The organism is Sporolactobacillus sp. Y61, assembly GCF_040529185.1.
Classification (GTDB): domain Bacteria; phylum Bacillota; class Bacilli; order Bacillales; family Sporolactobacillaceae; genus Sporolactobacillus.
Window position 1 is genome coordinate 2,876,676 of sequence record NZ_CP159510.1, and the last position, 11,656, is coordinate 2,888,331.

The window sequence follows — 11,656 nt, forward strand, 5'->3', positions numbered from 1 at the left end:
CGTTATTTGGCATCATACCATGTCGGACCGCAGGCGCATTCTACTTTCAGGGGTACAGTCAGTTCAATGGCATGCTCCATAATCTCAGGAACAACCTGTTTCATAGTTTCAAGCTCCTCCTCAGGAACTTCGAAAATAAGTTCGTCGTGCACCTGGAGAAGCATACGCGATTGAAGATGCAATGCTTCAAGACGCTGGTCCATATTGATCATCGCCTGCTTGATGATGTCGGCCGCACTGCCCTGAATCGGTGTATTCATTGCGGTTCTTTCTGCAAAACTGCGCCTGTTAAAATTTCTGCTTCGGATATCAGGAAGATAGCGTCTCCGATTGAGTAATGTCGTCACATAACCATTTCTTCTTGCGCTTTCGACAATTTCTTTCATATAACGCTGAACTCCGGATAACTTTCGAGATATTTTTCAATAAACTTTCCTGCCTGTTTCCGTGTAATGCCGATGTTCTGCGAGAGTCCATAATCACTGATCCCGTAAATAATACCGAAATTTACAGCCTTGGCATGCCGCCGCATCAGCGGTGTGACGTTCTCACGATCCACGCCGAAAACATCCATCGCTGTTTTGGTATGGATATCCAGTCCATCGATAAAGGCCTGTTTCAAATGATCATCATCAGCAATATGTGCGAGAACACGCAGTTCTATTTGAGAATAATCCGCCGAGAACATCTGCCAGCCCTTCTCAGCCGGTAAAAAAGCTTTACGGATCTTCCGACCTTCTTCCAGCCGGATCGGAATGTTCTGCAAATTCGGATCAGTGGAGCTGAGTCTGCCGGTCTGTGTCAGGGCCTGATTGTAACGGGTATGAATCTTTCCCGTATCCGGGTTAATCACTTTGAGCAAGCCCTCGACATAAGTGGATTTTAATTTGACAAGCTGGCGGAAATCAAGAATCCTGTCGATAATTTCATGCCGTCCGCGCAGTTTTTCCAGAACATCAGCGGCTGTTGAATAGCCTGTTTTTGTTTTCTTAATGGCCGGCAAACCAAGCTTTTCAAAAAGGATCTCTCCCAGCTGTTTCGGAGAATTGATATTAAACTTCAATCCGGCCATCTGATAGATGTCCTTTTCGATAACCGCCAGTGTCTGATCGAGTTCCTTCCCCATATCTTCAAGCGTCTGTGCACTCGTTCTGACACCGGTAAATTCCATTTTTGCCAGCACACGCGCAAGAGGCATTTCGAGATCAAAAAGCAGTTTATCCTGTTTATTCTTTTTCAGTTCCTCAATTAACAGGGGTTTCAATTTCAGAAGAGCAGCAGCTTTATTCCCGAGATGACGTGCAAGCCGATCATCCTCAGGAATCTTTTGTTTCGCTCCTTTTCCATAAACTAAATCGTCCGGTTCAATATAGTTCATACCATGCTTCCGGGCAAGTCTTGTAAATCCCTGCCCAGCTTCAGCGGGATCAATCAGATAAGCGGCCAGACTGACATCAAAATCGATACCGCGCAGATCTATATTCCGCCATTTCAGAGCCACCTCAGCCTGCTTACTGTCTAAAAGCACTTTCTTTCTGCTGTCATCAGAGAGCCAGGCCCTGAACGTATCGTCTTTAAGCGCCTGGTCTGTTTTAATGAACCAGGTCCCCTGAGTATTAGAAACAGCAAAACCGATAATTGTCCCATAGTGGTAGTTTTCCTCAAGCATTTCAACGATAAGGGCACTCGGTGAGCCAAGCTGATCACGCGTAAACCGGTCGATTGGCTCCACCTGAATGGCTTCAGAGGAATCAAAAGAAGACTGTGCTTCATCGGGGGCCAATCGCTCAATAAGTGACTGGAAACCAAATTCCTTAAACAGGTCAATCATTTCCGGCGTCACTTTATGCGCATAGGTACAGGCATCCGGCGTCACCGTAACCGGCGCTTCCCGATCGATCGTAGCAATGCTCTTACTCATCTTCGCCTGTTCCTGATTATTGATCAGATTTTCTTTGAGTTTCTTCCCGGACACTTCATCAATCCGTTTATAAACTCCTTCCACCGAACCAAACTGACTCAGAAGCTTTATTGCTGTTTTTTCACCGACTCCGGGCACGCCCGGGATATTGTCGGAAGCATCTCCCATGAGACCTTTGAGATCAATGACGGCTTCCGGCCCAATACCATACCGTTTCATCACCCCTGCATGATCGTAATCGACCGTATCGGTAATGCCCTTTTTGATCAGCGAGACATGGATATGATTGCCGACAAGCTGCAGATAATCCTTATCCCCGGTGACAATCCGGACCTCATAACCCTGTCCGGCCGCCTGCTTTGACAGGGTGCCGACAATATCATCCGCCTCATAATTATCCAGTTCGTAGCGTTTGATCCCCATCTTGTCCAGAAGATCATAGACAAAAGGGAACTGCTGAGAAAGCTCGGGAGGTGTTTTTTGCCGGCCGCCCTTATATGACGCATACGTCTGATGCCTGAACGTCGTTTTCCCGGCATCGAACGCGACGAGGAGATGTGTCGGCTTCTCCTCGTCAATGACCTTCAGAAGCATCATCGTGAATCCATATATCGCATTCGTATACATCCCCTGGGTATTACTGAGCAGGGGAAGCGCGAAGAAAGCCCGGTAAACCACATTGTTGCCGTCAATTAATACAAGTTTTTTCATAGCCCGCCTCCTGATCATTAGAAAAACGAATGGCCTGTCTTTATCGGATATTCTCTAATCATTTTAAAGCAACATTCGTTTTTTATCCAATCGGAGCGGGAGCCTTTTTGAAAGATATGGTAAATGTCGTTCCCTTACCCGGTTCACTTTCGACATCGATGCGACCTTCGTGGGCTTCGACCAGATGCTTGACAATAGCGAGTCCAAGTCCTGTGCCACCGGAGTCACGGCTTCTCGCTTTATCAATGCGGTAAAACCTTTCGAAAATTCGCGGAATCTGATCCTTAGTCATTCCCATTCCGGTATCCGCGATCATAAACTTTGCATAATGAGACGACTCAGTAATCGAAAGGGTAATACTGCCGTTCTCCGGGTATAAGCAATGGCGTTATTAATCAGATTGATCATAATCTGACGGATGCGGTAAGGATCTCCCAGTGACCATCCTTCCGGCCCCGCTTTACGGATCAGTTTCAATTGCTTCTTTTCAGCCTTTTCATGGAACATCAGAAGAACGGCATCCATCACCTGTGAAAGAGAGACCGTCTGCCAGTCAATAACAAAATGTGCACGTTCTATTTTTGACAGTTCCAGAAGATCATTGACCAGACTCTGCAGCCGGTGCCCCTCCTGCAAAATGATATTAAGGAATTGCTCTTCCATCTGTTTATCATCTTTTGCCCCGTCAAGCAGCGTTTCAGCGAAACCAATTAAAGACGTGATCGGCGTTTTCAGTTCGTGGGAGACATTGGCCACAAAGTCACGACGCATATTTTCCAGTTTTTTAATCCCGGTGATATCATGGAATACCACAACAATCCCGCGAACATGATGATGTTTATCCAGAATGGGCGCACAGGACACATCAAAATGTTTCCGCTCGATATGTATGGCGAGCTGCAGTTGCTTCGTTAACCGTTTTTTTCTCTTAAACACCTGCTGAATTAAGGCGTTCACTTCCGGATATGGAATGACTTCCTGATAATCAGCGAGCTCCCAGTGACCGGCACTGGTCCTGAAGTCTTCCTTAAACGTCCGATTGATATATTCGATTCTGCCGTTGCCATCAATAAAGATCAGGCCATTACCAATATTTTCAACGAGCGTCTCCATACTGTCCCGCTGACTTCTATAGGTGCGACTCATCTCGTGCAGGGCATCCGACAATTTGTTCAGAGCAAGATTAAGTCGAAGCACACTGTCATGCTTTTCACTGTTGGAGGCAATCATGTTGTAATGGCCGTTCAGAATGTTTTCCGCCATACGCGAAGCGAACCGGACAGGAACTTTATATGATCGAACGAGATAATCGCGATAAACCAGCAGTCCCGTACCTAATAAAAAGAACGACAAATAGAGCAGACCGAGGCCGAGGATTTCTGTTTTTGGAGCTTGCATCCACAGATAACCGACCACCCTCTGATCTGCTCTGACTGGTGTTATGTAATGAGCATGTTCATTTTTCACATGAAACGAGGGCTTCTTAACCTGAGAAATATGGATGGGGCGCGAAGCATTCTGACTGGTTGCGAAAAGCTGCTCACCTCTGGGGTTATATAAAGTAATCTGTACATTCTCTTTCTGCGCGTAATCCTTCAGTCCCTCTTGAACCGGCGACAGATCAAGCTGATTTCCCCGTACCAGAACGGACTCAATCCAGGTCGCACGGTCCAGCATGATGGTTCGATCCTGCTGTGCGCAGGCCACCTTAATGACCTGATCTGAAACGTAGATAATAAAAAGGAGGCTGAAAAGGACATATCCCCAGCGAATCCACAGTCTGACATCAACCCTTTGGCTCCTCAAGTTTATAACCTAACCCCCGAACCGTCTTAATATAAAGCGGCTTGCGCGTGACATCTTCAATTTTGTCTCTGAGATGGCTGACGTGAACGTCAACAATACGCGTGTCGCCCGCAAAATCATAATTCCATACAGCGTTTAACAGCTGCTCACGCGTCAGGACCCGACCTTTGTGCTTCATCATATAGACAAGCAACTCAAACTCTTTCGGTGTCAGCATCATTTCTTTTTCTTTAAATGTGGCTTCAAATTTATTTGGATAAACTTTCAGTTCACCGGCCACAAGCACTTCGCTTTGTTCCGGGCTGCCTAATTCTGTCCGTCGAAAAATGGCTTTTACGCGGGCAATAACTTCTCTTGGGCTGAATGGTTTGGTCATATAATCATCCGCTCCCAGTTCAAGCCCCAGTATTTTATCCAGTTCATCATCACGTGCCGTCAGCATAATAATAGGGATCATGATAAACTCCTGACGAAGCTTCTTGCAGATGTCCATCCCGTCCATCTCCGGGAGCATCAGATCCAGTATGATTAGATCCGGATGCCGTTCTTTAACGACAGGCAGGACTTCAGATCCCTTATAAGCTGGAATGACTTCATATCCGGCTTTTTTCAAATTGAACGAAAGTAAAGTAACGATTGAAGGTTCATCATCCACTACAAGAATTTTTTTAGCCATGTCGGACCACCTCCAGCGTTGATTCTCTCTTTCCATTCTTACATTTTCCAGCTTAAAAATGAAGCCTTTCGCATGTAATGAAATTAGAAGGGAGGCGTTCCGTATCAGCCAAAACGTCCCGAAATGTAATCAGCCGTACTCTTTTTCTCCGGATGAGTAAACAGGTCCTTCGTCAATCCAAATTCCACAAGTTCACCCTGGTAGAAGAAGGAGGTGTAATCAGCAATTCTTGCTGCCTGCTGCATATTATGTGTCACAATAACAATGGTATAATCTTTTTTCAACTGACTCAGTAATTCTTCAATTTTCGACGTTGATACTGGGTCCAATGCTGAAGTAGGCTCATCAAGAAGCAGTACCTTCGGTCTCAGTGCCAGTGCGCGCGCGATGCACAGCCGCTGCTGCTGTCCGCCGGAAAGTCCGGTTGCTGATCTATCCAGACGGTCCTTTACTTCTTCCCAGAGACCGACTTCTTTCAGGCACTGTTCCGTCACATCTTTAAGCTTTTTCCTGTTTCGAACCCCGGCGAATTTTAAGGGCAACTGGATATTTTCGCTGATCGATTTCTGAAACGGGTTAGGCTGCTGAAATACCATACCGATCTCTTTACGTAACTGGACAACATCAACTTTTTTATCCAGTATATTGACGCCCTGATACAGGATGTTTCCTTCGCATCTGGCGATCGGAATCAGATCATTCATTCGGTTGATTGTACGGATAAAGGTCGATTTACCACAGCCGGAAGGACCGATTAATGCCGTAATGGCATTTTCATGGATCGGCATGGTGACATCTTTAACTGCGTGATTATCACCGTAATAAATATTTACGTTTTCACAATTAATCTGAATGGGTGTTTTCACAATATTATTGTTCATAAAGTTAGCAATTTTATTGTCTAATTGAATCATCATCATCCGCTCCTCCTTTTATTTCCCTGATAATTTTGTATTAATCACTTTTCCCAGCCCGCGGGCAAGCAGGTTAAATAGCAGAACACAGATCACGAGAACGGCTGCCGAACCATTTGCAACTTTGTCTATGTCCGGAATAATTCCCGAGGTATTCACTGCCCAGATATGCACGGACAGTGTTTCCGCAGAGCGGAAAATATTCAGCGGTGAATTCGGAGCCGCCGGATTCCAGTTTGTAAAATCGAGGTCCGGTGTTGAAAGTCCTGCTGTAAACAGCAGGGCAGCAGACTCCCCGAAAACCCTGCCCGCAGAAAGGATAATCCCTGTCAGGATGCTGGGGAAAGCTGCGGGAAGAAGGATTGTCTTTATTGTATGCCAGTGGGTCAGGCCCAGTGCAAGGCCGCCTTCTTTCTGATGTCTGGAAATAGAACTGAACCCATCCTCAGTCACCCGCACAATGACCGGCAGGTTGAATACCGTTAAAGCAAGTGCCCCGGAAAGCACCGAATATCTGAAGCCAAAATAATTCACGAAGAGGAGCATGCCGAACATACCGACAACAATCGAGGGCAAAGAGGCAAGGACTTCAACACAGGATCTGATGAATGAGGTCAGTTTTCCCGGCCTGGCGTACTCGGCAAGGTAAATACCTCCGGCAACTCCTATAGGGACAGTCAGGATCATGGTAATAATCAGAACATAAAATGAATTCCACAGTTGATCTTTAATGCCCCCTCCGGCAAGAAACGGGCTTGATTCGCTGGTAAGAAAATCCCAGGAAATACTTGTCAGTCCACGGAAAAGGATGTAACCAAGCAATGCGGCAAGAATACCGGCCATTGTCAGGGCACATAAAATAATAAGAGAGAGAGCAATCCGATTCGTGACTTTACTGTGCATCAGTAAGCCCTCCTTTTAGACAGGAAGCGAAGAATAATAATGAAAATGTAAGAAATGATCAGGAGAATAAGGCCGAGTGACCAAAGTGCGTCGTTCGTAACACTCCCGGCTGTCGTTTCACCCATACTTGATGTAATGACTGTGGTCAGTGTTGCACCCGGATCCAGCAGTGAATGCGGGATCACCCGTGTGTTCCCGATGACCATTTGAACAGCAAGGGCCTCTCCGAACGCCCGTGACATCCCCAGAACAATCGCAGTGATCAGGCTAGATCCGGCGGCTGGGATGACAACACGCCAGATCGTCTGCCACTTTGTCCCGCCGATGGCGTAGGAAGCTTCACGCAGAGAATCAGGTACAGCACGGATGCTGTCCGCCGAGATACTTGCGACAGTCGGCAGGATCATAATGCCGACAACAATGGCTCCGGCAAGCATATTAAAACCGGAACCACCAAAATGTTCCCGCATAAAGGGAACAACAACAGACAGACCGATTAACCCATAAACAACGGAGGGGATTCCGACAAGGATTTCAATAATCGGCTGCATGATTTTCTGTCCCCATTTTTTGGATAACTCTGCCATAAAAATGGCAGTACCTACAGCGACAGGCGTTGCGATCACAGCAGCAAGCAACGTGACGACAATGGATCCATAAATAAATGGGAAAGCACCAAATGAGCGATTTCCGGTGCGATCCGGATACCATTCTGTTCCCGTCAGAAAAGTCCATGGATTCAGATGATCCACAGCAAAAGATCGCAGACCCTGAATCGTCAGGAACAGCGTAATGGCGACCACCGCAACGATCACCAGAAAGGCACTGCTGTAGATAAACAGCTTGCCCCTGGCCTCACTGTTATGGTCGGTAAAACTTTTCAAAATACCTCTTTGTTTCAGTAAGTTGGACCGGTTATCCTGAGAAGGATTCAGCTTCTCACTGTCCGCTCTCATAATTGCACCTCATTTTTCTATGACAAATAAGAAAGGTATTTGATTGGCTGAGAGCGGGATAAAACTCAGTTATCCCGCTCAGCCAGCCTGATAAACTTTTCTTCACCTACATTATAACGTATCGTTCATGGTCTTTCGACATTATTTATTAGATTGCTCGCCTTTTGCATCACGCTGAACCGTCATATTGGCTTCAGAAATATATCCCTGAGCCGAAACCGCCCTTGACTGAACCTCATCGCTCATCATGTAGTCAAGGAATGCTTTTACAAGCGGCTTCGGTTCGCCTTTTGTATACATATGTTCATAAGCCCAGACTGGAAATTTACCGGCAGTGATATTCTCTTCATTCGCTTCGACACCGTCAATGGACAGTTTAACAACTGAGTCATCGCCTTCTGTGAAGTACGACAGAGCCATATAACCGATAGCCCCGGGGTTTCAGCTACGATTTTCTTCACTGTGTTTGTTGAATCCTGAGTAATACCTTCCGCAGGTGTTTCGCCGTCAAGTGCGAACTTATCGAAGGTTGCGCGTGTACCTGAACCATCGGGACGGTTAACTAATGTGATCTTAACATTTTTACCGCCAACTTCTTTCCAGTTCTTCACTTTGCCTGTAAAGACCTTCTTCAGATCATCCCTGGACAGATTCTTTACGCCGGCTTTCGGGTTTACGGCAGCTGTCATACCGACAACGCCTACTTTGTAATCCTTCAGTGCTGAAGCATCAACGCCCTTTTCTTCCGCAAAAAGATCTGACATGCCGATATCAAAATTCCCTGAAGTTACTTCAGTCAGCCCGGCACCGCTGCCGCCGCCCTGCACATCAATCTGTACCCCGGGATTTTTCTCCGTAAAATCGCTTGCTGCCTGTGCGGCAAGAGGCTGAAGAGCAGTTGAACCACCAACCGTAATTTTCCCTGACAGGGATTCTGAACTGCTGTCGGCTGAACTGCTGCCATTCCCGCAGGCTCCGAGAACAAGAATAAGCGACAGAGCAAGCATCATGCCCATACTGAGCAAACTTTTCTTTTTCATCAGACTTTTTTCCCCCTCAAATGTACGTACCTTAGAACACTTCTTATAATAAAGAGATTGTTTTAATGACGTATAAACGTCATGTAAATTTATTGTAAAGACGGATTTTGTCGCTATTTTTGGAATGAATCATCGGTATTACTATGCCATCATTTCCAGGATGTAAACAAAAAAACCGGTGATCCGTGTCTTACTGGATTACCGGCTGAAAGCATTCAAAGCTGATTTTTTAATTTGTGAAAAATTTTGCAGGAACAGGGATCAGAAAGCCAGGTCTCTGATGGCGCCTGTGACATGCCCGTCGGCAAGTTTTTCTGCATGTGCTGTTTACATGATTTGAAGAACGTTTCTTACTGAATCCGCGGAACGGTCAAGGGCTGACTTTTCATCGCTTGTCAGATCCAGTTCAATAACCTTTTCTATCCCGTTTTTACCGAGAATAACCGGAACACCCAGATATAGTCCGCTGTAGCCGTATTCGCCATCAAGAAGGGCAATAGCCGGAAGAATTCTTCGCTGATCTTTCAGTACGGCTTCAGCCATCTGACAAAGAGCGGCAGCCGGTGCATAGTATGCACTGCCATTTCCCAGGAGTGATACAATTTCACCGCCGCCTTTCCGTGTCCGCTCAATAATCTGCTTTAATTTCTCTTCAGAAATTAACGTGCTGACCGGTACACCCCCGGCATGAGAATAGCGGATCAGCGGCACCATAGAGTCACCATGCCCGCCCAGAACAAAACCGGTGATATCTTTTACAGAGACATTCAATTCCTGAGCGATAAATGTTCTGAACCGGGCTGTATCCAGCACCCCGGACTGACCGATCACACGACTCCTGGGTAAACCGGATTCCCTGAACACAGTGAAGGTCATGGCATCCACTGGATTACTCAGTACGATAATAATGCAATCCGGAGAGTAATGAACGATTTGTCGGGTGACTTCTTTCATAATCCCCGCATTAACCGAAACAAGATCTTCGCGGCTCATTCCCGGTTTTCGGGCAATGCCCGCCGTAATGATGACAAGATCCGAATCCGCTGTTCTGGCGTAATCCGATGTACCCGTGATTTTCGTATCGAATCCCTGAACCGGTGAAGATTCAAGCATATCCAGAGCCTTGCCCCTTACCGGTTTCTCCAGTTTGGGAAGATCAACAAGAACGACATTTGCAAGTTCCTTCTGGGCAAGTAAAAAGGCGGTTGTTGATCCTGTAAAACCCGCTCCAACGACTGTGACTTTTTTGCGATTAGCAGACATAACGATTCCTCCTCATCATAAAATCGAAACCAGCCCGGTCATGATGTATGCGCTGTCATTTTAGAATAAGCCGAAATCAGGCTAACCGGCATAAGTCAGTTCAGTCTGCAGGCCTATTGTCTGGATTCAGAGCACAGATCCAGTGTTCACATGTTCGCAATAACTGCATCGGCAAATTCCGAACACTTTACTTCTTTAGCATCACTCATCAGGCGTGCAAAATCATAAGTTACGATTTTCGCTGAAATCGTTTTTTCAATGGCGTTCGTAATTAGATTTGCCGCTTCATACCATTTCAGGTGTTCAAACATCAGGACGCCGGACAGAATGATAGAGGATGGATTCACTTTGTCCATTCCGGCATATTTCGGTGCCGTACCATGTGTCGCCTCAAAAATAGCGACGCCTGTTTCATAGTTAATATTGGCACCAGGAGCGATGCCAATCCCGCCGACCTGAGCTGCGAGTGCATCAGAGATGTAATCTCCGTCGAGATTCATCGTTGCGACAACATCATATTCAGCAGGTCGTGTGAGAATCTGCTGCAGAAAATTATCCGCAATGGCATCTTTTATAATGATGCGCCCGGCATCCTCAGCCTGCTTTTGCGCCTCGTTTGCTGCATTCTTTCCCTTTTCAGCAGCGAGCGTATCAAACTGACGCCAGGTAAAGGTCTGATCAGGAAACTCCTTTTCTGCCAGACTGTAGCCCCAATTTTTGAAGGCACCCTCTGTAAACTTCATGATATTTCCTTTGTGGACGAGCGTTACACTCTTTCGTCCCTCCTGAATGGCATAACGGATTGCCGCGCGAACCAGACGTTCGGTGCCTTTCTTAGAAACCGGCTTGACACCTATCCCCGATGATTCAGGGAAACGGATTTTGCGTACATTCATTTCATTTTGCAGAAAATGAATCAGCTTCTGTACTTCCGGAGTACCAGACTCAAATTCAATGCCCGCATAAATGTCTTCCGTATTTTCACGGAAAATAACCATGTCCACCTGTTCAGGGTGTCTGACCGGGGAAGGAACGCCCTGAAAATAACGAACGGGTCGCAGACAGGTAAAGAGATCCAGCTGCTGACGCAGGGCAACATTCAATGAGCGGATCCCACCACCTACAGGTGTCGTAAGTGGGCCTTTAATGGCGATAATATATTTTTTGATCGCATCGAGGGTCGCTTCCGGTAACCAGTTACCAGTATGGTCAAAGGCTTTCTGACCAGCAAGAACTTCCTTCCAGACAATTTTCTTATTACCATCGTAAGCTTTCTCGACGGCAGCATCAAAAACCCTTGAAGCTGCCTTCCAGATGTCCGGACCGATGCCGTCCCCTTCAATAAAAGGGATTACAGGCTGGTCCGGTACGTGGAGTACTCCGTTTTCTACAGTTATCTTTGCGCCCTGTGTCAAGTCATACCAACCTCCAGACTATTAAGTCGCTTTTCATTTTCCATTTCTATT

Annotated in this window: 8 protein-coding genes and 2 pseudogenes; all 10 read right to left on the reverse strand. The window is 46.4% G+C overall.

Features of this window, described 5'->3' with window-relative positions:
• Positions 1–2 precede the first annotated feature (2 nt).
• A pseudogene (gene polA / locus ABNN70_RS13800) lies at positions 3–2,632 on the reverse strand (DNA polymerase I).
• Positions 2,633–2,714: 82 nt separating this feature from the next.
• On the reverse strand, positions 2,715–2,948 hold the full coding sequence (locus tag ABNN70_RS13805; protein ID WP_353948117.1) for an ATP-binding protein: 234 nt from the start codon (positions 2,946–2,948) through the stop codon (positions 2,715–2,717).
• Entirely contained in the window at positions 2,945–4,438 is a 1,494-nt protein-coding gene (locus ABNN70_RS13810) for a histidine kinase dimerization/phospho-acceptor domain-containing protein (protein ID WP_353948118.1), read from the reverse strand. The genes ABNN70_RS13805 and ABNN70_RS13810 overlap by 4 nt, the downstream gene beginning before the upstream one ends.
• Complete coding sequence (locus ABNN70_RS13815; protein ID WP_129928145.1) at positions 4,419–5,114, reverse strand: response regulator transcription factor; 696 nt, start codon at positions 5,112–5,114, stop codon at positions 4,419–4,421. Before ABNN70_RS13815 ends, ABNN70_RS13810 begins: the two co-directional genes overlap by 20 nt.
• A gap of 104 nt (positions 5,115–5,218) precedes the next feature.
• A complete protein-coding gene (pstB, locus tag ABNN70_RS13820; RefSeq protein WP_353949444.1) occupies positions 5,219–5,995 on the reverse strand; it encodes a phosphate ABC transporter ATP-binding protein PstB in 777 nt (258 codons plus the stop codon).
• 51 nt (positions 5,996–6,046) lie between these two features.
• On the reverse strand, positions 6,047–6,931 hold the full coding sequence (gene pstA, locus ABNN70_RS13825; RefSeq protein WP_353948119.1) for a phosphate ABC transporter permease PstA: 885 nt from the start codon (positions 6,929–6,931) through the stop codon (positions 6,047–6,049).
• A complete protein-coding gene (gene pstC / locus ABNN70_RS13830; protein ID WP_353948120.1) occupies positions 6,931–7,887 on the reverse strand; it encodes a phosphate ABC transporter permease subunit PstC in 957 nt (318 codons plus the stop codon). The genes pstA and pstC overlap by 1 nt, the downstream gene beginning before the upstream one ends.
• Positions 7,888–8,028: 141 nt before the next feature.
• A pseudogene (locus ABNN70_RS13835) lies at positions 8,029–8,927 on the reverse strand (phosphate ABC transporter substrate-binding protein).
• A gap of 327 nt (positions 8,928–9,254) precedes the next feature.
• On the reverse strand, positions 9,255–10,190 hold the full coding sequence (gene mdh / locus ABNN70_RS13840; RefSeq protein ID WP_129928137.1) for a malate dehydrogenase: 936 nt from the start codon (positions 10,188–10,190) through the stop codon (positions 9,255–9,257).
• 146 nt (positions 10,191–10,336) lie between these two features.
• A complete protein-coding gene (gene icd / locus ABNN70_RS13845) occupies positions 10,337–11,605 on the reverse strand; it encodes an NADP-dependent isocitrate dehydrogenase (protein ID WP_353948121.1) in 1,269 nt (422 codons plus the stop codon).
• Between the last annotated feature and the right edge of the window lie 51 nt (positions 11,606–11,656).

Coding starts and splice junctions, on each gene's coding strand:
- ABNN70_RS13805 (WP_353948117.1), bottom strand. CDS start 2,948: ATGATCGCGGATACCGGAATGGGAATGACTAAGGATCAGATTCCGCGA.
- ABNN70_RS13815 (WP_129928145.1), bottom strand. CDS start 5,114: ATGGCTAAAAAAATTCTTGTAGTGGATGATGAACCTTCAATCGTTACT.
- pstB (WP_353949444.1), bottom strand. CDS start 5,995: ATGAACAATAATATTGTGAAAACACCCATTCAGATTAATTGTGAAAAC.
- pstA (WP_353948119.1), bottom strand. CDS start 6,931: ATGCACAGTAAAGTCACGAATCGGATTGCTCTCTCTCTTATTATTTTA.
- pstC (WP_353948120.1), bottom strand. CDS start 7,887: ATGAGAGCGGACAGTGAGAAGCTGAATCCTTCTCAGGATAACCGGTCC.
- mdh (WP_129928137.1), bottom strand. CDS start 10,190: ATGTCTGCTAATCGCAAAAAAGTCACAGTCGTTGGAGCGGGTTTTACA.